This window comes from Chloroflexota bacterium (assembly GCA_020161265.1).
In the GTDB taxonomy this organism is placed as follows: Bacteria; Chloroflexota; Chloroflexia; order Chloroflexales; family Herpetosiphonaceae; genus Herpetosiphon.
Genome location: JAIUOC010000009.1, coordinates 314,517 through 337,661, shown reverse-complemented (window position 1 = coordinate 337,661; position 23,145 = coordinate 314,517). Strand labels below are relative to the sequence as shown.

19 protein-coding genes are annotated in these 23,145 nt (G+C 50.2%); 12 read left to right on the top strand and 7 right to left on the bottom strand.

Going from position 1 to position 23,145, the window contains the following annotated elements; all coding sequences use genetic code 11:
- The first annotated feature begins 3 nt into the window (after nucleotides 1-3).
- From LCH85_20900 to LCH85_20880, 5 genes are all read left to right on the top strand, one after another.
- Nucleotides 4-789, top strand: a complete 786-nt coding sequence (locus LCH85_20900) for a hypothetical protein (GenBank protein MCA0354459.1) — start codon at nucleotides 4-6, stop codon at nucleotides 787-789.
- Between the two features lie 164 nt (nucleotides 790-953).
- Nucleotides 954-1,343, top strand: coding sequence for a DUF2721 domain-containing protein (locus LCH85_20895; GenBank protein MCA0354458.1), 390 nt, complete (start codon nucleotides 954-956; stop codon nucleotides 1,341-1,343).
- Between the two features lie 17 nt (nucleotides 1,344-1,360).
- A complete protein-coding gene (locus LCH85_20890) occupies nucleotides 1,361-2,521 on the top strand; it encodes a hypothetical protein (GenBank protein ID MCA0354457.1) in 1,161 nt (386 codons plus the stop codon).
- A 610-nt stretch (nucleotides 2,522-3,131) separates the two neighbouring features.
- Nucleotides 3,132-4,703 carry an arginine decarboxylase gene (locus LCH85_20885; protein ID MCA0354456.1) on the top strand — a complete coding sequence of 524 codons (1,572 nt, stop codon included), beginning with the start codon at nucleotides 3,132-3,134 and terminating at the stop codon, nucleotides 4,701-4,703.
- Nucleotides 4,704-5,033: 330 nt separating this feature from the next.
- The gene (locus tag LCH85_20880; protein MCA0354455.1) at nucleotides 5,034-7,292 is read left to right on the top strand and encodes a 4Fe-4S dicluster domain-containing protein; all 2,259 of its coding nucleotides are present in this window, start codon (nucleotides 5,034-5,036) and stop codon (nucleotides 7,290-7,292) included.
- Nucleotides 7,293-7,346: 54 nt separating this feature from the next.
- Here LCH85_20880 and LCH85_20875 read toward each other — a convergent pair whose 3' ends face one another.
- The 6 genes from LCH85_20875 to LCH85_20850 all read right to left on the bottom strand — a co-directional run bounded on the left by LCH85_20875 (nucleotide 7,347) and on the right by LCH85_20850 (nucleotide 13,976).
- A complete protein-coding gene (locus tag LCH85_20875; GenBank protein MCA0354454.1) occupies nucleotides 7,347-7,931 on the bottom strand; it encodes a hypothetical protein in 585 nt (194 codons plus the stop codon).
- 81 nt (nucleotides 7,932-8,012) lie between these two features.
- A complete protein-coding gene (locus LCH85_20870) occupies nucleotides 8,013-8,663 on the bottom strand; it encodes a hypothetical protein (GenBank protein ID MCA0354453.1) in 651 nt (216 codons plus the stop codon).
- Nucleotides 8,664-8,709: 46 nt separating this feature from the next.
- The gene (locus tag LCH85_20865; GenBank protein MCA0354452.1) at nucleotides 8,710-9,345 is read right to left on the bottom strand and encodes a hypothetical protein; all 636 of its coding nucleotides are present in this window, start codon (nucleotides 9,343-9,345) and stop codon (nucleotides 8,710-8,712) included.
- A gap of 89 nt (nucleotides 9,346-9,434) precedes the next feature.
- The gene (locus LCH85_20860; GenBank protein MCA0354451.1) at nucleotides 9,435-10,796 is read right to left on the bottom strand and encodes a phosphoribosylamine--glycine ligase; all 1,362 of its coding nucleotides are present in this window, start codon (nucleotides 10,794-10,796) and stop codon (nucleotides 9,435-9,437) included.
- Nucleotides 10,797-10,871: 75 nt separating this feature from the next.
- Nucleotides 10,872-12,821 (bottom strand): DUF1957 domain-containing protein, encoded by a 1,950-nt coding sequence (locus tag LCH85_20855; GenBank protein MCA0354450.1) that lies wholly within the window; start codon nucleotides 12,819-12,821, stop codon nucleotides 10,872-10,874.
- A 201-nt stretch (nucleotides 12,822-13,022) separates the two neighbouring features.
- Nucleotides 13,023-13,976 carry an aldo/keto reductase gene (locus tag LCH85_20850; protein MCA0354449.1) on the bottom strand — a complete coding sequence of 318 codons (954 nt, stop codon included), beginning with the start codon at nucleotides 13,974-13,976 and terminating at the stop codon, nucleotides 13,023-13,025.
- A gap of 185 nt (nucleotides 13,977-14,161) precedes the next feature.
- Here LCH85_20850 and LCH85_20845 point away from each other — a divergent pair, with 185 nt between their 5' ends.
- The 3 genes from LCH85_20845 to LCH85_20835 all read left to right on the top strand — a co-directional run bounded on the left by LCH85_20845 (nucleotide 14,162) and on the right by LCH85_20835 (nucleotide 17,828).
- Complete coding sequence (locus LCH85_20845; GenBank protein ID MCA0354448.1) at nucleotides 14,162-15,397, top strand: extracellular solute-binding protein; 1,236 nt, start codon at nucleotides 14,162-14,164, stop codon at nucleotides 15,395-15,397.
- A 192-nt stretch (nucleotides 15,398-15,589) separates the two neighbouring features.
- Nucleotides 15,590-15,958, top strand: a complete 369-nt coding sequence (locus LCH85_20840; GenBank protein ID MCA0354447.1) for a roadblock/LC7 domain-containing protein — start codon at nucleotides 15,590-15,592, stop codon at nucleotides 15,956-15,958.
- 430 nt (nucleotides 15,959-16,388) lie between these two features.
- Nucleotides 16,389-17,828, top strand: a complete 1,440-nt coding sequence (locus LCH85_20835; protein MCA0354446.1) for an O-antigen ligase family protein — start codon at nucleotides 16,389-16,391, stop codon at nucleotides 17,826-17,828.
- Between the two features lie 270 nt (nucleotides 17,829-18,098).
- Here LCH85_20835 and LCH85_20830 read toward each other — a convergent pair whose 3' ends face one another.
- Nucleotides 18,099-19,337, bottom strand: coding sequence for a DUF11 domain-containing protein (locus tag LCH85_20830; protein ID MCA0354445.1), 1,239 nt, complete (start codon nucleotides 19,335-19,337; stop codon nucleotides 18,099-18,101).
- A gap of 504 nt (nucleotides 19,338-19,841) precedes the next feature.
- On the opposite strand from LCH85_20830, the gene mltG reads away from it, so the two are divergent.
- The 4 genes from mltG to LCH85_20810 all read left to right on the top strand — a co-directional run bounded on the left by mltG (nucleotide 19,842) and on the right by LCH85_20810 (nucleotide 23,127).
- Nucleotides 19,842-20,915, top strand: a complete 1,074-nt coding sequence (gene mltG / locus LCH85_20825; protein MCA0354444.1) for an endolytic transglycosylase MltG — start codon at nucleotides 19,842-19,844, stop codon at nucleotides 20,913-20,915.
- Nucleotides 20,903-21,727 carry a shikimate dehydrogenase gene (gene aroE / locus LCH85_20820; protein MCA0354443.1) on the top strand — a complete coding sequence of 275 codons (825 nt, stop codon included), beginning with the start codon at nucleotides 20,903-20,905 and terminating at the stop codon, nucleotides 21,725-21,727. Before mltG ends, aroE begins: the two co-directional genes overlap by 13 nt.
- Nucleotides 21,728-21,734: 7 nt before the next feature.
- The gene (locus LCH85_20815) at nucleotides 21,735-22,406 is read left to right on the top strand and encodes a hypothetical protein (GenBank protein MCA0354442.1); all 672 of its coding nucleotides are present in this window, start codon (nucleotides 21,735-21,737) and stop codon (nucleotides 22,404-22,406) included.
- Nucleotides 22,407-22,494: 88 nt separating this feature from the next.
- Entirely contained in the window at nucleotides 22,495-23,127 is a 633-nt protein-coding gene (locus tag LCH85_20810; GenBank protein ID MCA0354441.1) for a cyclodeaminase/cyclohydrolase family protein, read from the top strand.
- Nucleotides 23,128-23,145: the final 18 nt, after the last annotated feature.

Sequence of the window (23,145 nt, the reverse complement as noted above, 5' to 3'; positions counted from 1 at the left end):
GGCATGACAACCCCCCAACCCTTGGTCGCAGTAACACTTTCACGCAGTGAATTGCTGTTAATTAGTGCACTCTTGAAAGCTCCCGCTTTGATGGGTGTTCAAGCGACCACCGCCGATGAGAATCAACGCGCTTTGGAGTTGTTGCAGGCTGAACATTCGCTCCGTGCTCGCAACGCTGCGGCGGTAGATGAAAATGGTCAATTATTAATTGTTCGAGATTTGCTTGGAGTTGTGGCAAGTTGCGCGTATCCACAACGCTCACTGGTGGTTTATCATACTCGTGCCGATGGGGTGGTACTGCAAGGGTTTGGCCATGTGCGCGATGATTCTTTAGTTGTGCATACGGTGATTAACCCTGAAGTTCACAACCTCGCGCAGATGCCCAATCTTGATCGATTGATTGAAACGGTGTTTCAACTGAGCGATTACGCGGCGAACACGCCAGCGGTTAATTTGCATGTTGATATTAGCCGCGAAAAATTAGTTATGGCACGCCAATTGGCTGAGCAAGGCCAAACAGCGCAATCAGCCGATACCTTGGTGCGCAGCGGTGTTTCGCCGACTGAAGCCGAATTGTTGGTGCGTATGTTCCGCTTGCCTTCAACGACCACCGTGTTTGTAACCATCCAATATAGTGGCAGCCATGCCATGGCCCGTGAATATACCCTATTTAAGAATGAAATTGGCTCGTTTTTGATGACCCAAGCCGACCTTGAAATTGAGCGCTATCAACTCAAGGGCATCGATTATATGGGGCTTGGTGGCATTATCTATGAGTCGCTTTCATAAGTTGGTTCGCCTGTACCAAACCGCTCATTCGCTCGAATGGGCGGTTTTGGCGTTAATTGTGATGATCTAGCGCCGCACGGTGTCGGTTTGCATCCAATCGCCTGCGCTAAAAGTGCTAAACTATCTGGTTATGGAGTTCAATTTAGCATCAAAGCAGGCTCATCATGGAACTGACTTTCACCACGCCAGCGCTGTTGTTTCCAGCAATTTCGTTGCTGTTTTTGGCCTATACCAACCGCTTTCTTTCAATTGCCGCCCTCATGCGCGAACTCAAAAGTCGCTATAAACTTGATCGTGATCCACGGATTCGCGGCCAGTTGGAAAATTTGCGCTACCGCATCGGGATTATTCGTAGTATGCAGATTTGCGGCGTTGCAGCATTTTTCTTTTGTGTGCTGTGTATGTTTGTACTTTTCGCAGGCCAAGAGCTATTAGGTAAAGGCACATTTGCCATAAGTTTATTACTGCTTTTGACCTCGTTGGGCTTATCGTTGCGTGAAATTCAGGTTTCGATCGATGCCCTTAGCCTTGAAATTGCCGATCTCGATGAATAACGCTAGAATTGGCTGCTATGAAACGTCGAACAATTAACCAATCGATCAATCAGGTCTATCGGATTGGCATAATCCTTGGGATTGTGCTGGTCTATTTGCTGGCGTTTCCATGGTTATACTCAATTATTGGCGGGGCGGTTGGCTCGTTTGTGCTGATACCCGTGGGCTTGGTGGCATGGTCGTTTGGCTGGCGCAGAGGCTTGGCGGCAGCAGTGATCGGGCTTTCGGTTAATTTGGGCCTGTTTCGTTGGCTTGGCATGAATTGGGTTCAGTTGCGCTCATTCTGGCCGCCAGCCTTGATGAGTTGTTTTTTGGTCTGGATGATTGGCTGGTTGCGCTCGCTGATTAATAAAATTCAGGCCCAAACTGCCGAGATTCAACATGAGCGCGAATTGTTGGCCAACGAAATTAGCCAGCGTAAACAGATTGAGCAATCGTTGCTGGCAGCTAAAGAAGATGCTGAGTTGGCCAATCGCTCCAAAAGCCAATTTCTGGCCATGATGAGCCATGAACTGCGCACGCCGCTGAATGCAATTATCGGCTATAGCGAACTGCTGCAAGAAGATGCCGAGGCTGATCAATTACCCAATTATGTACAAGATCTCAGCACGATTCGCAATGCTGGCGTGCATCTGTTGGGTTTAATCAACGATGTGCTGGATCTTTCTAAAATTGAGGCTGGCCGCATGGAATTGTTCGGTCAGGATTTTCGTGCGATTGAGTTGATCAACGATCTGGAATTGTATATTCAGCCGCAAATTGCCAAGAACAACAATCGCCTTGTGTTGGATGTGGCTGAAGATTTGGGGGTGATGCACAGCGATTTGCAAAAGTTACGCCAAATCTTACTTAATTTATTAACTAATGCTAGCAAATTTACCCAACAAGGCACAATTACCTTACGAGCCAAACGCGATGGCGATTGGCTGCATTTTGAAGTAGCTGATACTGGGATTGGTATGAGCAGCGAACAAGTTGCCAACCTGTTTCAGCCCTTTGTGCAAGCTGAACAATCGACAGCGGCACGCTTTGGCGGCACTGGTTTGGGCTTGGCAATTAGCCGTTCGCTGGCTCGGCTTTTAGGCGGCGATATTATGGTTGTGAGCGTGCTGGGGCAGGGTGCGAATTTTCAATTAATTGTGCCAGCGTTTCAATTAGCGCCTGTTACAGCCATGTAACCCAATTTAGCCCTTTGTAATCAACTGAATTGCTGCGAGTATCCCCCATGATTTTGCCACTAAATTCATACTAATTGCTTATTTGACAAGCACCAAAATTAGGCTAAAATATGCAGCGGTGAAGTAATTCGCCAACAGGTTCCGTGCCTTCTCGGCACTCATCGGCAGCAGGGGGCTGCATCGATTGTAACGATGAGTGTAGTTGTTTTCTGGGGCGCATCACAACGTTTTGAGCGCTGGTTTTTGACTTCCGAGCGGGCTTTCAACGAGGCTATATGAACGGTAGACAGAATTTTTGCACGCTGCGACAAATTGCGCGGCGCTGTGCTGAACCTCCCTCAATCTAGGTTGGTGAGCTTTGCAATCATGCTAGCAGACTAGCAATGGTTCTCTGTCTATCTCCTCACCTGCCGCGATTGGGCAGGTTTTTTATGCCCAGTGCTTAGGCCAAATGTCGCCCGACACTTGGTTTTTTTATGCCCAAAAAATGGGCAAAGCACTTTGGGAGTCTCCGTCAATAAACACACGCACGAACACCGCTAATTTTGATTGCACTTTGTTCTCTCAGCCCCATGTTGTGGCTGAGCACTATCGTCGTGGACATCACGGCTTGGAGGGACATGTCCAGTTGATCGAGCAAACCTATGCTGGCTACCTGAATGATTCGTTTGGCTTTTCGGGTGCTGGGGCTTTGACCGATTTTCTAACGCGCCGTAATGAGCGCTTGCTCTTAGGCGATACGGTCGATCTGGGTGCATTAGTTGAGCAATTTGGTGCACCCCTTGAGGTTTCGTTCTGCCCGCAAATTACCACGCAGGTGCAGAATATGCTTGATTATGCGATGGCTGCACAGGCGGCATCAAGCTATACTGGCTCGTTCTTGTATGCTTATGCTACCAAGGCCAATTTTTCGGAAGAAGTGGTGCGCACAGCCTTGAATGCTGGTGCTCATTACGAAACCTCAGCGGCAGCCGATGTGGTGATTGCTCACCATCTCTGGCGGCAAGGGGTGCTTGCCGAAGATCGCTATATCTTCTGTAATGGCTCGAAAGAGCCGATGTATCTCGATGGGATCTTGGCTTTGCGCCAGGCTGGCTACGAGCGAGTTGTGGCGGTGCTTGATGATCTCGATGAACTTGATTATATCTTGGCCCATTGTCGTGTACCGATGTTGTTCGGTGTTCGTGAACGCCACGCCCCTGAAGTCGTGGATCGGAACCATGCTGGAGCCGAGCGCTTTGGCTTAACTCCCGCCGAAATGCAACTTGTCGCCCAACGCTTGGCTGGCACGCAGCATCAATTGGTGGTGTATCACGCCATGGTTGGCTCGCAAATTGAAGATGCTGCTGCATGGGAAGCTCGTTTGGCTCGTTCAGCCAATGCTTATGCCGCTTTGGCCAGCACTACCCCTAGTCTAACGATGTTTAATTTTGGCGGTGGCATGCCCACGTCAGGCTATGATTTGGCCTTCCAATTTGATTATGTGGGCTTTTTGACCAACTTGATGGCCAATACCCAAGCAATTTGTGTTGAGCATGGCGTGGCAGCACCCATGATCATCGCCGAATGTGGCCGCTACACCGTTGCCAACCATAATCTGTATTTGATTGAAGTTGGCCGCGTCAAGGAAGCTGGCGCAATCGAGCCGTGGTATTTGTTGAATGGCTCGTTGATGGTTTCAGCTCCAGATACCTTGATTGTTGACCAAGAATTTGTAGTTGTGCCCTTGGATGGTTGGGATACAGCGGTGCAAGCAGTGCGCTTGGGTGGCCGCCGCACCTGCGATTCTGATGATCTGTATCCACGTTCGCATCGCCCAGCCTTGATGTTGCCTGAATTCCAAGCTGGCATGGTTTTGGCGGTGTGTGGCGTTGGTGCATATCAAGCCATGATTGGCGGCAAAGGTGGGGCGCACCACTGCTTGAACCCCGAAATGCGCCGAATTATTATCGAGCAAGATGGCGATCAATTGGTGATGCGCGAAATTGCTCCGCAAAACTTGATGGCGCAAATGAGTGCCTTGGGTTATAGCATTGCCACGATTGAGCAACCAGTGCGCAAACCCATGCCGGCACGTACAGCCGTGGTTTGCGAGCAATTGCCAGTGCGACCATTGCGGACTGCCCGTCGTCGTCAAGCCCCATCGGCCTTGCGTACAAGCCGTTTCGCGGCGAGTGCCTAACGTTGATGGGGGTCGGGGATTGGTTGTTGGGGATCGGGAATTAGCTCTTGCTGCATTCCGATCCCCAAATTAGCTGATTGTGGTTGCATTCCGATCCCCGACCGCCAACACCCGATGACCAAATAGCTGATTGTGGTTGTATTCCGATCCTCGACCGCCAACGCCCGATGACCAAATAGCTGATTGTGGTTGCATTCCGATCCCCGACCGCCAACGCTCGATCCCCAATTAAACGTTTGACGCATGATGTCATGCGTGCTAAACTCGGCGTATCCTCTTTTGTAATACAATAGACCCACACCGTGTTCACCAGTTCGATGAGGAACGCCTATGCACGAGATTCTATTTAACAGCCAAGTTATCGCCGTTCGCGAGATTTACTGGAACTTACCGCATGCGGTTGAGTATGTGTTGTACTTGTTTGCCATCGCCTCAATTGGCACGATGTTCTACAAGATGTATCAAGACATTCTGTTGTGGCGACGCGGCCATGCAACAGTGCGCTCGACCAATTTTGCCAGTCGCTTGTGGTTAACGACGACCGAGGTTTTTGGGCAGAAGCGCGTCTTACGTGACCGTACCCCGGGCATCATGCACACCTTTATCTTCTACGGCTTTTTGGCGCTGTTTATCGGCACCGATATCATCGCCGCTGAAGCCGACTTCACCATTCCAATTGCTGGTGAAGAGCAAGGCAAGATTTTAACTGGTGGCTTTTATCAGTATTATGAACTGATTCTCGATGTGATGGGGATGGTCTTTCTCGCTGGTTTGCTCTGGGCGTTGTGGCGACGCTACAAAACCAAACCAACCCGCTTGGATAATCGCCGGACCGATGCTTGGGTGCTTTGGTCGATGATTTTTATCGTGGTTGGCGGTTACTTTATTGAAATTTTGCGCTTGGCCAACCAAACCATGACCGTTGGCGAGGGCGCAGATGCTGTCACCGCGATCGTCTACGAGCAAGGTTGGGCCAAATGGGCGATCTTTGGTTATCCTGGGGCCAGCGTTGCCCGCGCGATTGGCCTTGGTGTCGAACGCGCCGCCGATGGTACGCTGATTCATAGCCAAGTAGCCTTGTGGATTCACCGCGTACTCTGGCTGAGCCATATGGCGGTGGTTTTTGCCTTTGTTGGCTCAATTCCCTTCACCAAATTCCGTCACATTTTCTATACCCCGCTCAACACCTTGTTCCGCGATCGCGACCCCAAAGGTGCGCTTGATCGAATTCCAAATATGGAAGAGGAACTGGAAAAAGATGAGCCAAAATTGGGGATTACCACGCTGAGCGACTTCTCATGGAAGCGCCGCATGGATTTTGATGCCTGTATGCGCTGTGGGCGTTGTCAGGATAATTGTCCGGCGTTTGCCTCTGGCTCCGAGCTTTCGCCCAAATGGCTGATCACCAAGATGAGCGATTTGATGCATGGCGGCCCAGTGATGAAGCGCGATGGCACGGTAGTGATGGTTCAGCCTGCTGGCGCAACCGCCACTGCCCCAACCACCAGCAACGGCGTAAAAATCGAATTGCTGGAAGGCACGCCCGAAACCTTGCCATTGTATGAACATGGCATTGTCACCGAAAACGAACTTTGGGCTTGTACCACCTGTCGCGCGTGTATGACCGAGTGTCCAGCAACGATTGAACATGTTGATGATATTATCGATTTCCGCCGCAACTTGACCATGGTGATGGGCGAAATTCCATCGGGTGTCAAAACGGTGTTGCAAGGGATCGAGCGCAACGGCAATCCATGGAAGTTGCCACAACGCCAGCGTACCGCTTGGGCTGATGGCTTGGAAGTGCCAACTTTGGCCGAAAAAGAAGAAGCCGAAGTATTGTATTGGGTTGGTTGTGCTCCATCGTATGATGATCGCTCGAAGAAAACCGCCCGTGCAATGGTCCAGTTGATGCAAAAAGCTGGGGTTGATTTCGCCATTCTTGGCGATGAAGAAACCTGTACTGGCGACCCAGCACGGCGCATGGGCGAGGAGTTGTTGTACGAACAACAAGCCAACACCAATATCGAAACCATGGGTCAATACAAATTCAAGAAGATCGTCACCACCTGTGCCCACTGCTATAACACCGTCAAAAACGAGTATCCGCAGTTTGGCGGCAAAGCTGGCGTGGATTACGAAGTGGTGCACCATACCGAATTCTTGAATGATTTGGTCGAAGCTGGCAAGCTCAACCCAACCGTGCCAGTCAACGAAAAGGTTGTTTACCACGACCCCTGTTACATTGGCCGCTACAACGATATTTACGAAGAGCCACGCAATGTGCTAAATAGCATTCCTGGCTTGGAGTTAGTCGAAGCTGGCCCGCGCAATCGTGAAAAAGCGATGTGTTGCGGTGGCGGTGGTGGTAATGCTTGGCTCGAAGGCTTTGGCGATAAACATGTCAATGTGATTCGGCTGGAGCAACTGCAAACTGAAAAGCCTGATACCGTGGCGATGGGCTGCCCCTTCTGTATGGTGATGTTTGAGGATGCCGCCAAGAACACCAACCAATCAGAAACCTTGGGTCGCAAAGATGTCGCCGAAATTCTGCTGCAATCGGTTGGTGAGCAACCACCCGCCGCCTAGATTCGGCTAACGCAGCAAAAACCCCCGCCATTGAGAACATGGCGGGGGTTTTGTTTATTCGGCAAACAACAGATAGTTGGCGGGATCTAATTTGGCCTCGATTAACAACGCTTTGGCTTGTTCGAAATCCTCTTCCTTAAACAGTGAACTGGCCCAATAAATAACTTCACGATCAGCATCGTCGGTAATTGCCCAAATCGCAATTTGTTTGGCAGTAAATTGATCATGCGGTTTTTGGGCAAGCACATCGATTAGCATTTTCAAATCGCCATCAGCAAAGCCATCAAGCCGAAATGTATCGCTGATTGCTGGTGAATTCGTGTAGGCCTCAATGCTGTAGGCTTCAATCAAGCCATAGCTAGCCTGATCCTTGTGCGCAATTAGTGGCTCCTCAAGCTGCGGATCGATGGCATCGGCGGCACTGAGCATACCTTGATAGCGCACCAAAACAAAATCTTCATCAGAGCTTTCATTCTTAACAATTAATCCACTGGGAACTGTCAACTCAACCGAATCATTGGCTTTGCCATAAACTGTGGCGATCATCACATCGCCAAAGGTACCAAGATTGGTAAATTCAACATCAACTAAACCTTGGTCAATCGCTTGATTCAACGTTTTGCGCTGATTAGTACCCAAAGAACATCCTGCAAGAACTACAGCTAACAGCACAAATTGGGGTAATCGATATTTAATTATAGTGAGCATAACAATCCTTATCTATTCTTCGTAAAACATCAAATAATCTGCGGTATCTAAGCCTGATTCAATAATTAATTCTTCCGCCAGCTTAAAATGCTCAGGCCGAATATTTGTGTAATATTCTATGGCCTCATCTTGGGTGGCATCATCGGTAATCGCCCAAATGGCTAACTGTTTTGCAGTATCATTTCCATCTTTTTGATCGGCTAAAAAATCAACAAATTTTTTCAAATCACCTTCTGCCATACCGTTGATCATAAATTGATCATTTGCCTGAATGTAATCGCGATAAAAGTTTGTGCTATAAACTTCTAAAACAAAATGGACAGTTTGTTTCTTTTCAGCATTCAGAAATGTTTCTTCAACCGCACGATATTTCTCTGCATCAACTGATTTCGTTCGTCCTTTATAGCGAATTGCGACTAAATCTTGACGTTTATTCCGATTGCTTAATAAAATTCCATGCGGAATAGTGACATTCGTCGGTTTATTAACTTTCCCACGCATAGTAACAATCATTGAATCACCCGTGAAGTCTTTGGCCATAAAGCGCACATCAATTCGTTCTTGGGTAATTGTTTCTTGAATTGTCAGTTGTTCATAGCTAAGCATACAACCAGCGAGCACAATTAATACTAAACCAAGCCCGATTTTGCGGAGTAGTAACATATTCGTTTTCCCTCAAATCTAAACTTTAATAGCAATGATTAATTGATTACTCAAAAATCCGATAATCGTTGGGATTTAAGTTTGCGCCAAGCAAAAAGCTGCGAGCTTGTTCAAGATCATGCTCGGTAAATTCGATAATCTCGGAGGTCGTTTCGCGATCAGGGTTATCGGTCAAGGCCCAGATTGCCAATTGTTTGCCCACAAACTCTTCGCTGCTTTGTAGCACTAAATGGTCAACGAGCTGTTGCAATTCTGCATCAACAAAGCCATCAAATTCATAGACATCAGTATCAGTGCCTGGATCTGCATACAATTCAAGGCTGTAGGCTTCAATAATGCCGTAGCGAGCTGTGGCCTGTTTTGTAATCAGCGCCTTTGGTTGGATATACGTATCTTCTAGGGTATCAACCCGACCTTCATAGGCAATCAAGACCATATCTTCGTGATAGTCGGTTTGATTATCCAAAATCTGGCCAGCAGGAATCGTGATGCGAATCGAGCGATCAGTTTTGCCAGTGACGATCATAAACATTACGTCGCCTGATGTGCCAGAGTTTTTAAACTCTAAATCGATTAATCCTTGATCGTAGGCCTCTTGGATTGACAGGGGTTCGGCAGTGAGCGAACAGCCAGTAAGCACGATTAATAACAGCCCAAGCCCGATTTTGCGGAATAGTAGCATATTCAACTTCCCTCAATTGCAGAATTAAACCAAGCATAGTCGGTAGTGATAGGCCATACTACCGACCAAAGACCGATATTCCAGCGTTGCTATAGCTCGCGTAGGCCGATATCGTTGCGGTAAACTGCTGAGTTGACTCGTAGCCGTTTGAGGTTGTTGTAGGCTTTTTCGTGGGCGGCTGCCAAACTTGAGGCTTGGGCGGTGACGGTAACGATGCGTCCTGCTTGGCTTGATAAACGATTTGGCCCCATCGATCGCACCAGAATTGCATCGTTTAAGGCATCGCTGACCCCGCTGAATAAGCCACGTTTTTCAGGCATATGCAGTTCAGCGGAGACATAGCGCAAGCCATTGGGGTTGGCGGTTTCATTTTGAAATGCCACGACTCCAGCATCAAGCTCAATCACGCCGTCGATCGCCATTCCAGTGTTAAAACTATGCGGATAGCCATTGGCGACCATGGTTACGCCAACGCTCGCCTCATTGCGCCAACGCAAAGCTGGCACATTTAACAAGCTGCGGTTATTGGCCGCTACCAAGAAGGGAAATAAATCGTCTTCGAGCAAGGGTAATAAAACTTGCGCCTCAGGATCACTCAAGGTTGTGCGTATGCGCAGCACTTGCGGCCCGCTGGCGGTAATTGCACAATCGACCCCTAAAATTCCCCACCAAGGCATTTTATCGCGCAAGAGAGCGGCGCGAATTGGCTCAAGAATAGCGGCACTGAGATAATCACTAAGTTGTTTGAGAATTCCGCTAGGCGTGGTATGCGCCCCCATGCCTTCAGCTGCCCAGCCTTGATCGTTATCCTCAAGTCGATCATACATTCGGACTGCTTGCATTGGAATCAGGGTTGTGCCATCAGTAATTGCTGAAAGTGCCACGGTTGGGCCAAGTGCTGGCTGCTCAATCACCACACCTCGATAGTGGCCTTCGCGCGGCGGCAAGGCAAAAATGCCCGCCAAGGCAGCTAAGGCTTCGGCGCGGTCGGTATAGGCTCCATCGTATTCTGAGGGATAATCGCCCCAGAGCATGAGTGGCATGGGTTGCGAGGCCACATAACGCTCAGCCATGGCCAAATCGCCCAAGGCACGGCCTGTTGAGGTCGGAATTTGGTGGCGATTGAGAAATTCTTTGAGCCAAAGCCGCGAGCGCTCTAGGACTGCTGAATTTTTGGGCGGCCCACAAACCGGAATTTTATAGGCAGCGGCGGCATCAGCCAAACCCGCGCTGAGGTAGCTGCCCTCAGCCGGAATAATTACTTGGAAGTGTTCGTCGTAGGCCCATTTGGCCAACTCGTTAATTTTTTCAATTTGCTCAGCATTTGGCACAAGCAAGCTTGTACCACCATTGCCTGGCATGGTTGCTAAACTATCAATCCGTTGGCTATTGAACAACTTCCAAACATAGGCATGGGCTGCGCCATTTTTGCCAAGCACAAGTACTTTCATAGGCCTAAATTGCTAGCGCGATTGCTGCTATTTGGGCTAACAGCAATCGCGTAATAATAAATCTACTTGGTTAGGTTAGGCTGCTGAGCCTTCACGAGCGGCAAATACATGATAATCAATCGTGGGGAATGGATTATCAAGCTCGTTGAAGCTGGCGGTCAGTTCGGCCATCAAGCCAGCATCATTGGCCTCAATTGCATCAGCCAATTGATTGTAGCGATCGACATGCTCGTTGAAACGCTTGGTGGCGTAATCTTGAGCTTGGCCAGTCGTGACCAAGAACGGCCAATCGCTGGATTGCAGCAAGAGCAACTCACGCGCAGTTTGCGCCAAGGCTTCGGCTAAAGCGCCATCGGCCTGTGGATAGCTGGCGACCAAGCCTTCCATGCGTTTTTCAGCGGCATGAATAATTGGCCACATCCACTCGGTTTCAGGGTTGAGCCATGTTTGGTGCGTGCCATTGGAACCCCACGAACTTTCGGGTAGGTTCAACGATTCACGCGGTGGGTTGCTGGCGATATATTCCGAGGCCGTGGTGAGATCAATATCGGGATTAGCGGCCAAGCGCCGCAGCACTTCGCGCATCCAATCGACCCCTTCAAACCACCAGTGACCAAATAATTCGGTATCGTAGTTTGATGAAATCAGGCCATAGCGCCCAGTTTGGCCGCGATATTCGCTGATAACTTGCTGCACCAAGCCCGTGAAGTGCTCGGCGTGAGCATTAACTTTATCGCTGACCCAATCGGGATGATAGTAATCTTTATAGCCAAGGTCAACTTTTGGCCCAGTGATCCGCCAATATTGCATGCCGCTTTCGCTATCTTTGCGGTGGAACTCGCGGTAGTTGGCCTCGCCGGGGTAGCCCCATTCAGCCGACCACACTTGCAAGCCAGTTTTGTGATGGCGACCAATTGCCGCAACTTTATCGCTCAAACCAACCAAGTAGGGTTGGAGTGTGCTATTGCCAGTTGGCGGAATTTCGCGGCTGACTGGCACGACATAGCGGCGCAGCGTATCGCCATATGGTCCAAGAATCTTGCCTTCAGCCTTATCCATTGGTGCGCCACCCTCGATGGTGGTGGTTTCGACGAAGAAGCACTCGATGCCTTGGGCTTCGAGAAATTCCTCGATGCCAGGCTTGCGCTCGGTTTCGCTGGGGTTTTCAGGATAATAGGCTGGGCGATAGGCGCATTCAGGTAGCCAAATCGCCTTCGGCTTGCGGCCATAATGACGTTCGTAGCTTTGGACAGCGACCGCAATTTGAGCATAAATCGTTGAATCGCGGCTGACCAAGGGCAAGTAGCCGTGGGTCGCGCCACAGGTGATAATTTCGATATAGCCAGCATCTTGCAATTGGCGGAAGGCTCCGACAATATCGCGGTTGTAGCGCTCGATAAACGAACGCTTGATCATGCTGTACCAATCGCGATACCACATGGCCAAATAGGCTTTATGTGGATCAGGCTGCTCGATCGGAGCTGGCTCTTCAACTTCTTCTTCTTCGGTTTCTTCTTCTTCCGCTTCCTCGTCTGCTTCAGCTTCGGTGCTAGCAGCAGCAGTGGCGCTCAGCAAACCAGCGTGAAGTGGAGCTGGGGCATCACCAGCGGTTGAAGAAAGCAGCGCATCGCTTTTGGTAATCAAGCTTTCCAACTCTTCGCTGGAGAGCAGAGGAGTTGGCTCGGTTTCTGGTTCGGCAATTTGAGCAGCATCCCAAACCGCCTGAACATCGGCCAGCCGATCCATATCAGCTTGCGCCGCAGTGATCTTCTCGTCGAGATATTCTTCAAAATTGTGCAAAATGGTGGGGTCGGCAAGCTGCTCGGTTAGAATTGGCGTAATCCCAATCGTCAAGCGTGGTGTAACCCCATCGTTGATCAGATCGTTGAGCGCATTGAGTAGTGGAATATACGTCTCGGAAGCGGCCTCGTGAATCCATTCTTCACCGTGAGGCCAGCGGCCAGCCTTGCGACAGTAGGGCAAGTGGCTATGTAAGACAAACGTGAACGCACCTTGTTTTGGCATAGATGCTCCTTCTTTGCGGAACATGCGGGACATGTTGCAGAGGTCGATTCCCATTATAGCAGGTGTTCGCAAACAGGTGCTTGAGCCAGAACTGTGCCGAGGAGCTTGATGGAGCGGGTTGTGAGGGTTATCGGTGAGCTACGATCGCCCAGCCCCTCGTCTTATTGATCGGAGAGGAGCTGGGGATGCGGCTATCAAGATCTAGTAGCGTGTGCCAACCGCGACATTAATTGGCAGCACCGCGTTAATTGCTGCCAGTTCGGCATCACTGAAACTCACGTTGAGCGCAGCCATGTTTTCTTCGAGATAGCGCCGACGCTTGGTGCCTGGAATTGGCACAATATCAGCACCTTGATTCAAGACCCAAGCTAAGGCTAATTGAGCAGGCGTGATGCCCTTTTGGCTAGCTAGTTGCTCGATATGTTCAACCAAAGCCAAGTTCTTGCCAAAATTTTCACCTTGAAAGCGTGGTGAGTAGCGGCGATAATCATCGGCGGCAAAATCATCGATGCTGCGAAATTGACCGGTTAAGAAGCCCCGCCCAAGCGGACTATAGGCCACAAAACCAATGCCTAATTCGCGAGTTGTCGCCAAAATATCAATTTCTGGCTCGCGCGACCAGAGCGAATATTCAGTTTGCAAAGCGCTAATTGGGTGTACCTGGTGTGCGCGGCGAATCGTTTCCGAATTGGCTTCGGATAAGCCGATAAACCGCACCTTGCCTGCCTGAACCAATTCGGCCATTGCGCCGACAGTTTCCTCGATTGGCACGTTGGGATCGACCCGATGCTGATAATACAGATCAATATAATCGACCCCTAAGCGTTGCAAAGAAGCGTCGCAGGCAGCCTTAACATATTCAGGGCGGCCATTGATCGAGCGTTGATTGTTGGCTTCGCGTTGAATACCAAATTTCGTTGCAAGGATGATTTGATCGCGGCGGCCTTTGAAGGCTTTGCCAACCAATTGCTCGTTGGTAAAAGGCCCATACATATCAGCAGTATCGAAGAAGTTGACCCCAAGCTCCAAGGCGCGATCGATTGTTGCCAGCGATTCGGCCTCATCAGTTGGGCCATAAAACTCCGACATGCCCATACAACCCAAGCCAAGCGGGTTAACTGTGAGGCCTTGCGTGCCAAGTGACCGTTGTTCCATTCCAACCTCCAAGTGAGTACACCAAAGCGATATTGGCAGTCTACACCTTTGAGCGTGCTCAAAGTCAAGGGGTTTACGACAGCTTGTCAGTAACGCATGAGCATGGTATACTTTTGGTGATTCGTTGGCGTTTTATGCCTTTATAATGAGATAAAACGCAATTAACGAAAGAACGGGATACACCCATGAGGGCAGTATGGCGGTATTTTAGCCTTTTTATGATTGGGATTCTCATTGTTGCTGGTTGTAGCACGACAAGCTATGATAACACTTTGTTAACCCCAGGGGCTACCGCTAATCCTCCCGCACGCACGCAACTGGTCATTTGGCATGGAGCCGATGCCCAACGGAGTGAACTTTTCACCCGATTGCTGTTAGAATATCAACGTGAGCATCCAAACGTTGTGATTCAAATCGTCAATCGTGGGGCAAACCTGCTACACGATTATCGTGCGGCCCTGCTTGAAGGCACACCACCAGACCTGATCTGGCTCAACGAAAATCGTTGGGTAGGGGAACTGGCAGATCAACAGCTTATCATCGATCTGACAGAACGACTAAGCGACGAGAACTTTGAGTCAATTGCGCCAGCTGCGCTTGATGGTGCCCGCTATGGCGAGAAATTATATGGCTTGCCATTGACGCTAGATCTACCTGTGCTGTACTATAATCGTGCAAACTTTGTGAGCACACCGCCGCAAAGCACTGCTGAATGGCTTGAGATCGCTCGCGGGTTTAGCGATGATCAAGGACAGTACGGATTAGCGTATAATTTATCGCTATACTTTACCCAACCCTACCTCCCAGCCTTCGGAGGCGCAATCTTCGATACTACTGGCGAGGTCGTGCTGGGAACCCAAAGCTATACCCCAACATTACAGTGGTTGACGTGGGTTGACGAATTAGCCCAAGACCCACGCTTGTTAGCCCGTGATGATCATCGACTGATAGCTCGCAGCGTGAGCCAAAACAGTGCGATCATGACGATTGACTGGGCAGATCAAATCGGAACCTATCGTCAATTGTGGGGGGAGAACGTTGGCGTGCAACCATTGCCACGCCTGAGCCAAACCGGCCAAGAACCGCAACCCTTTGTTCGGAGCAGCGTGCTTGTGATCAGCCCACGCAGCACTGAACAACAGCAAAACGCCGCGCTTGACGTGATGCGGTTTCTTGTGGAGATGAAAGCGCAAACGGCTTTTCAAGCCGCTGATATACCAAGCGTCCGAATCGACTTAGCCAGTGCCGATCCACTGTACAGCCAAATTCAACTGGCGGTTAGTCGAGCCAGCGCTTGGCCCACCACCCTTCGTTTCAACAACGGATGGGATATCCTGATCGCTTTGGTGCGTAATAGCTTAAACGGCGCACCCTTGGAAGAAAGTATCGCGAATGCCGATCGCCTGCTACGGAGCGAGTAGCCAACCCAGCATATTACAGTAAGCGCTTGACAAGCAAGGGCTAAATTAGCCCGTTGTGGTGCGATCTGTAGTTGATATTTGGCAAAAGATGTAGTAGAATGGCGCAGACGGCCAACCCGCTGAAGGCTGATCGTTCCAAGCAAGTCATTCATTATAGATTCCACGCCGGCCTACGGCCTAAGGAGGAGTTGCATGGCAACCAGAACCGAAGAGATGGTGCGGCATCTCAAGGCACTGCAGATGAATACGCCTGACATCGAAGCCTCGGCGGTCGTCAGCGTTGATGGTCTCATCATGGCCTCGAATCTTCCGAACGATGTGGAAGAAGATCGTGTGTCTGCTATGAGTGCCGCGATGTTGTCTCTGGGCGAACGAATCGCTGGCGAGCTTCGGCGGGGCGCTCTTAACCTCGTCTTTGTGCAAGGCGAAGAAGGCTACGTTATTCTGATTTCGATTGGTGAAGATGCAGTGCTAACCGCCTTGGCGCAGAGCCGGGCAAAGCTTGGGCTGATCTTCTTGGACATGAAACGTACCGCTAACGAGTTAGCCCATCTCGTATAAGGCTGCCGACCTCCGAACGACCGTTCGCGGGCCAGAATCGGTTCTGGCCCCCTTTTTTGCTATAGGGTAACGCTAGCGTGCCATGTGCAGGTGGCCTGCTGGCGCTTTTTTTATTTAAGCGGGCTTTTGCTCGGTTGCAATTTTGCAATAATTGGCCTTTGAGCTTGTCGGGCTGTCATAGTTTATGCTAGGCTAGAAGAACATAGAACATAGAACATAGAACATAGAGCATAGGGAATTTAGTTTTAACGCAGAGGCGCAGAGCAGGTGAAGTATGAAGGATGAATTATGAGGGATGAAGTTATAATTTGAGCAATTTGTGGCAAAAGTTAAAGACATTGTGCTCTTCGTGCTCTTCGTGGATCAAAAAAAGGATGACCTGATCCCCAACAACCGATCCCCGATCCCCAGTTATAAAAGGTAGCTTGGTATGTTTGCAACGTTTGATCAGCGGCGGCGGCGTGAAATTGGCTTGATTGTTGGCGGCACATTAGTTGGCATTGGCTTAGGCGCTGCTGCCGCGTTTGTGCCGAGCTTTTTGGTCGTCGCTGGTTTGCTGGCGCTGTTGGTCGGGGCATGGTTTGCCCGTTCGATCCACTCGATGCTGACGGCCACGGTTTTGGTTGCAACGCTCTTGCCATTTGGCACTTTGCCTTTCAAAGTTGGGCTAACTCCAGCCTTGCTCGAACTAGCGTTATTGGCGCTGTATGCCATGTTGGTGGTGCGCAGCTTGGCTGACCCTGAGCGTACTTGGCGTTGGGGTAGCCTCGCCCCATGGGTGATTTTGCTGCTAGCTAGTTCGTTTTTCTCCTTCATCATCGGCTCGAATGGCTCACCCGATAGTTTGCTGCTGCATAATTATTTTAAATTGCTGCTAGGGATTTGCTTGTTCTGGGGGGTGCAAAATGCGCTTGATTCACTGGAACAGGCGCGTTGGTGGCTGCGCTTGCTGATTTTGGCTGGCTGGGCGGCGGCATTGTTGGGCATTGGCTTGCGCTTTGCTCCCGACGCTTTAGCCTTGCGCTTTTTGACCGCTCTGGCTCCGCTTGGTTATCCGACGAGTGGTCGAGTGTTACGCTATGTCGAAGACGACCCCAGCGGCTTTGAGCGAGCGATTGGCACCTCAGTTGATCCCAATGGCTTTGGTGGGATGATGGCCTTGCTGGGAGCGATTGCGCTTGGTCAGGCCTTAGCTCAGCGCCCAGTCCTAGGCCGTAAATGGCTATGGTTGATCACCGCCAGTTTTGCTTTGGCAGTGTTTTTGACTTCCTCGCGAGCTGCCTTGGGTGGCTTTATGATCGCAGGCTTGTTTTTGGCAACCGTGCGCTATCGCCAATTGTGGTGGTTAATTGGGGCTGGCGGTCTTGCTGGGGCAATTGCGATTGTGGGCTTAGGCAAGGGTGGCGATTTTGTCGAGCGGATCGTCGAAGGCATTCAATTCAAAGATCAAGCGAACCAAATGCGGTTGGCCGAATTTCGCAATGCGATCGCGATTATGCGCGAGTATCCGATATTTGGGGTGGGTTTTGGCCGTGCACCCAACATTGATCTCACAACAGGCGTGAGTAGTGTGTATTTGGCGCTTGGCTCGCGTATGGGTTTGGTTGGCTTAGGCCTCTATATATTAACTGCGCTGGCCTTTTTGGTGCTAACTACTCAGGCTGCACGCCGCTGTGAACGATCGGTAAGCGATGCAATTATTGGTTTGCAGGCAGCAATTTTGGCAGCGCTAGCGGTTGGTTTGCTCGATCACTATTTCTTCAATATTGAGTTTCCGCATATGGGGACGCTGTTTTGGGGTGTGGTTGGCTTGGCAATGGTGTTTATGCGCGAGGCAAATATCGATCAGCCTGCCTCATCATTGAAATAAAGCAGCAGAGACTTATTATTTATTTCAGAATTATGTAATTGTTGCTGGCATGACCCGCCTTTCGTGTTCTTCGTGTTCTTCGCGGTTTCTGGGTGGCTGAACCCTGAACCCTCGTTCACCACCCTTCCGTTCCGCTTTAAGCCGAAAAATGCAGAGAGGTTTTCACCCCTCTGCATTTTTATAAAGATTAGTTTGTGAAAAGCAGTAGGTATTCGATAGGCTTCAGATTACGGGTTTCCGATCCCCGATCCCCAACAACCGATCCCTGAGTTACTGATCAAAATCGGGATTGTAAATATGCTCGGTGGTGTTGCTCCACTGTTGGCCAGTTTCGTTGCTGGCAAAGCTGGCATTATTGATAATTTGGGTATAGGTGCCGCGAATCGATTCTTTGACGATCACATGGAAGGTGGCATCGATGCGCTGGTTGGGTTGCAAGACGGGAATTTGCCAGCCAATCGGGCCGGAGCCATCAGGGCTTGGCTGAATTTGGGGCGCTGGTAGGCTTAATCCCGCGAAGCTGGTTGCATTCGAGAAGGGATCGACGATTTGTACATTGGTCAGGGGCATATTGCCAGTATTTTGAATGGCAAGGGTGTAGGAAATGGTATCGCCTGGCCGGACAAACCCATCGAAATTGGCTAGCCCATCACCACGATTAGCATCCCAAATGACCAATGAATTGAGCACGATTCGCGCCCGATAAACTGGCACTGGGGTTGGGGTTGGCGATGGCGTAGGAGTTGGCAGCGGGGTGCTAGCAACTTTAAATTGAATCGTTTTGCTATCGCAGCGCACGCCTGGATTGGCAATATAGGTGGCCTTCATGGTGTAATCGCCAATTGGCACGTCGCTTAAATTCCAGGTATTGCCCGTGAACAAATAAGGATCAATTTGCTCAATATGAGTCATGGTCATCGGGCCAGTCAGGCGAAACTCAACTTGCCATGGTGGGGCACCAGTGATTTTCATGCCAATGCGGGCTGAACTTTGCAAAATTGCATTCGAGCTGACCCCGACCCAACCCAGCAATTGACCCGAATCACAACTGCGCAAACAATAATTCGTGCCGCCATAATGATTGGCTGCCAACAAGCGCTCGTTGTAGCGTTGGTTCATTAAACTTGGCAACACTGGCCCGAAAAAGGCACTCATTTGGCCAGCACAGGGGTTTAAGCTTTGGCGATAGGTGCGTTGGGTATTGGGGGGCAGTTGATCAGTTTGTGAGGCGAAAAGCACCTGATGATCGGTCACGGCATCGAATTTTTTATAGACAGCCGTACCAACCTCGTAGCTACAAACACTCGAACGATTGATGATAACAACTTCGTTTTCAGCGGTGAACCAAGCACCGAGATCACCCAAACCAGGGCAATCAGGTGGCGAACCTTCGCTATCTTGAGCGAAGCTAGCGTGCGGTTGACTGAGCATAAACGCTGCAAAACCAGCGATCATGAACGTCAATAGAGCAGGAATGCAGAGCGAACGTAGCCGCATGCTCCATTGCATAAAACACCATCCTGCGATGATTGGTTGGTATGTCGGTAGGACTATTATGACTCAGGCCTTAAGTCATGTCAATGACTAGCTAGCTATTCAGTCAATCCGCTGATCGAATCACTAGCAAGTATTAATCCTAGCCTAAACTCAATCGTGGAATATATCTTGATACAGGCGTACCAACCAGCCAAGCGCAATCCAACTGGCAACAAGCCAGCAAAGAATCCAAAAAGAATACTTGTTAGTATAGCAACACTTCTAGTCGTTGTGCAGTCTCATTAACAAGCGTGAGTCCCATTCGTTGAGACGACTTGGTACTCACCCCTAGAGGTGAGGATTTAGCGAGATGCTTGCCTAAGGATTTAGCCTATTAGGATGGGGTGAACGCTGGTTGTGAAAGGAGCAGTTGTTGTCAAATAGATAACGCAAGGCTATAATAGCCAAGGTTTTGAGGCTTGCTATCGACGATTGTTGGCGTGTGCCAACGCTACCTATAGATAATAAGGGATGCTTGTGAGACGTTTAATTCGAGCTTTGTTGATTGTTGCCACTATCGGCGCACTAGTTGTCGCGTGTGTTGCAACCCTGTTTCTGCGTGAGTTAACTCAGCCTGCTGGCGAGAGCGATATTGCCAAAAATTTTACCATCGCTCCTAGCGAAAGTTTGGCGGTGATCAGCAGCAATCTGGAATCTGAAGGTTTGGTGCGGCGGGCAATTGTTTTCCGCGTATTCGCCGATTTACGTAATGCCGAGACCGATTTGTATCCTGGCACCTACAAAATTAGCCCAAATATGACGATCAATCAGATTTTAGAGATGTTTCGGGTTGCCCCAGAAGTTCAAACTGCGGTGCGCTTTACCGTGCCTGAAGGATTGCGGATCGAAGAAATTGCGGCGGTGATTGAATCGACTGGGGTCGTTAGTGCTGATGATTTCTTAGCTGTGGCCCGTGATGGCTCGCAATTCAAGGCCGATTATAGCTTTTTATCTAGCTTGCCAGATAGTGCAACCTTGGAAGGCTATCTCTTCCCTGATACCTATGAAATCTTTTCTGATGCAACTAGCGAAGAGATTGTGCGCAAAATGCTCGATACCTTTGCAATTCGCTGGGCTGATTCGCCGTTGAGTAGCGCCACGACTGGACGCTCTGTCCATGAAGTGGTGACTTTAGCCTCGATTGTGCAGCGCGAAGCCAGCAATAACGAGGAAATGCCACGGATTGCTGCCGCCTTCTGGAATCGTCTGAAACCAGAATTTGCTGGCAATCAACTGGGAGCCGATCCAACGATTCAGTATATTTTAGGTGAATCGGGTAATTGGTGGCCAAAGCTTGATCAGCTAACGGTTGAACAAATTAATAGTGCTGCTGGTCCGTACAACACGCGGGTCAACCCCGGCTTGCCACCTGGGCCAATTAGTGCGCCTGGGTTGTTTGCCTTGCAAGCCGCTGCCTCGCCTGCCGCCGAAGATGTGACTTATTTTGTGACCAAGTGTGTGGCTGCTGGTGAACGCCCAACCCACAACTTCACCAACGACTATAGCGAATTTTTGCAATTTCAAGAAGAGTTTTTGGCGTGTCCCAAATAGCTGCTGCTCTTGGCATCATTGGCGATCCAGTCGCTCATAGTCTTTCGCCTGCAATGCACAATGCTGCGTTGCAGGCGCTTGGCATTAATCAGCAGTATGATCGTTGGCATACTCCCGCCGCCGATCTGCCTGCCCGCGTTCGCGGTTTGCGATCTGAGGGTATGCTGGGAGCCAACGTAACCTTGCCGCATAAAGTGGCGATTGCTGGTTTGCTTGATCGCACAGTGGCAATTGCCCAAGAACTTGGGGCGGTCAACACGGTTGTGCGTGAAGCCGATGGAAGTTTGACTGGCCATAACACCGATGCCCCTGCCTTGCAAGCCTCATTGCAAGCCTATGGCGCAGATCTCGCTAACCAACGGGCGGTGATTCTCGGCGCAGGTGGGGCGGCACGGGCGGCACTTTGGGCTTTACGCAATGCAGGTTGCCAACAGATTAGCCTGATCAACCGCACGCTCAGCAGTGCTCAAGCCTTAGTTTTGCCACATGAATTGGCGTTAGCTGCCGATGATCAGCGAGTGGCCGAACAACTTGCCGCTGCAACCTTGTTGATCAACGTCACGTCGTTGGGCTGGAAGGATGCTGATCCTGCGCCGCTGGATTTAGCTCTGTTGCATGCTGACTTGATGGTGTACGATACGGTTTATCGCCAAACGCCGTTGCTGCGAGTAGCGGCGGCTTGTGGTGCGGCCCACTACGATGGCCTTGATATGCTGGTGCGGCAAGCAGGTTTGGCGTTTAGTTTGTGGTTCAAGCAGCCTGCACCGCTTGAAATAATGCGAGCAGCAGCTCTAGCGGCTCTACAAGGATAATCAGCCTATGTTGCCAGCAATTGTGCTTGTGGTTGGAATTGCGCTTGGTTTTGGCCTCAACCCATGGATTACCCAAATCGCCACCGACCCCAAAGCTGCGAATCCTTTGCCAACGCCACGTCACCCCTTGCTTGGTGGCCCAACTTGGGTGGGTTTGTTGGTTGCGGCAGCCAGTGGCTTGATGGCTTGGGTTTGCTATCACGATTATGGTGCTTCACTGCAAGGCTTGTATTGGTATCTAATCAGCTTGGTTTATATTGTGGTTGGCGCAGTCGATTGGAAGGTACGGCTGATTGATGTGCTGCTGGTGATGATTGCAACTGTGGTTGCGTTTCTTGGCTCGGCTTTTTTAACGATTAGCTTTAAAGATTCGCTGATTGGCTCGTTGATTGCTGGCTTGTTGTTTTTGCTCTTTTTTGCTGGCTCGCTGCTGCTTTTTCCTGATACTGATGCGCCGTTTGGCTTAGGCGATGTTTATTTGGCCTTTTTTATGGGCGCAACCGTCGGTTGGCGACACCTTGGCGGAGCGCTGATGTATGGCATGGGTTTGGCAGGGATCGCCTCAATTGGGATTTTGGCGCTGCGCCAAATCAAAGGCGAAGGCACGCTGTATATTGCCTATGGTACCTATTTATGCCTTGGAATGTTGCTCTACTTGATCAAGTTTGGCCCACTTTAAGCAACGATGGATCATAATCGTTCAACCGCACGTATGCTTAGATGTGGTACGATCAATATGAACTTGATTCAACACCAAGGAGGTCGTTATGACCCTATTACAGGTGCCAATCACCGAATTTTTGGATCAGCTTGCAACCAAGGAGCCAGTGCCAGGTGGCGGTAGTGTTGCAGCCGTGTCTGGGGCAATGGCCGCAGGCTTGATTTCAATGGTTTGTTCGCTGACGCTTGGCAAAAAGAAATATGCCGAGGTCGAGGATGAAATTCGTGGTTTGATGGATCGCTCTGAGTCGTTGCGCCGCGAATTGCAAGAGCTAGCCGATGCTGATGTTGAGGCATTTCGGCGTTTGAGCGCAGCCTATAAATTGCCGCGTGAAACGACCGCCGATATTGCGATTCGCCGCGATGCCATCCAAAAAGCGACGCGGATTGCGACTGATGTGCCATTGAGGGCGGCCCAAGCGGCAGCGGCAATTTTGCCATTGTGTAGCCCAGCCGCTCAAAAAGGCAATTCAGCGGCAGTGAGCGATGTGGGCGTGGCGGTGCTCTTGGCTCAAGCGGCTGTACGCAGCGCCTTGCTCAACGTTGAAATTAATCTCAACACGCTCGAAGATCAATTTTATGTGCGCGAAACTCGTGCCGAGGTTGCCAAGCTAACTGCAACCCTGCACGACGATACTGAGGCGGTGATGGCCTTAGTCAATCAACAGCTTCAGGGCTAAATGGTTTTCCAACGATGG

Coding starts and splice junctions, on each gene's coding strand:
- LCH85_20850 (MCA0354449.1), bottom strand. CDS start 13,976: ATGGAACAACGGTCACTTGGCACGCAAGGCCTCACAGTTAACCCGCTT.
- LCH85_20840 (MCA0354447.1), top strand. CDS start 15,590: ATGGCAACCAGAACCGAAGAGATGGTGCGGCATCTCAAGGCACTGCAG.
- LCH85_20860 (MCA0354451.1), bottom strand. CDS start 10,796: ATGAAAGTACTTGTGCTTGGCAAAAATGGCGCAGCCCATGCCTATGTT.
- LCH85_20880 (MCA0354455.1), top strand. CDS start 5,034: ATGCACGAGATTCTATTTAACAGCCAAGTTATCGCCGTTCGCGAGATT.
- LCH85_20900 (MCA0354459.1), top strand. CDS start 4: ATGACAACCCCCCAACCCTTGGTCGCAGTAACACTTTCACGCAGTGAA.
- LCH85_20810 (MCA0354441.1), top strand. CDS start 22,495: ATGACCCTATTACAGGTGCCAATCACCGAATTTTTGGATCAGCTTGCA.
- LCH85_20870 (MCA0354453.1), bottom strand. CDS start 8,663: ATGTTACTACTCCGCAAAATCGGGCTTGGTTTAGTATTAATTGTGCTC.
- LCH85_20865 (MCA0354452.1), bottom strand. CDS start 9,345: ATGCTACTATTCCGCAAAATCGGGCTTGGGCTGTTATTAATCGTGCTT.
- LCH85_20830 (MCA0354445.1), bottom strand. CDS start 19,337: ATGCAATGGAGCATGCGGCTACGTTCGCTCTGCATTCCTGCTCTATTG.
- LCH85_20890 (MCA0354457.1), top strand. CDS start 1,361: ATGAAACGTCGAACAATTAACCAATCGATCAATCAGGTCTATCGGATT.
- LCH85_20835 (MCA0354446.1), top strand. CDS start 16,389: ATGTTTGCAACGTTTGATCAGCGGCGGCGGCGTGAAATTGGCTTGATT.
- LCH85_20895 (MCA0354458.1), top strand. CDS start 954: ATGGAACTGACTTTCACCACGCCAGCGCTGTTGTTTCCAGCAATTTCG.
- LCH85_20855 (MCA0354450.1), bottom strand. CDS start 12,821: ATGCCAAAACAAGGTGCGTTCACGTTTGTCTTACATAGCCACTTGCCC.
- LCH85_20845 (MCA0354448.1), top strand. CDS start 14,162: ATGAGGGCAGTATGGCGGTATTTTAGCCTTTTTATGATTGGGATTCTC.
- LCH85_20815 (MCA0354442.1), top strand. CDS start 21,735: ATGTTGCCAGCAATTGTGCTTGTGGTTGGAATTGCGCTTGGTTTTGGC.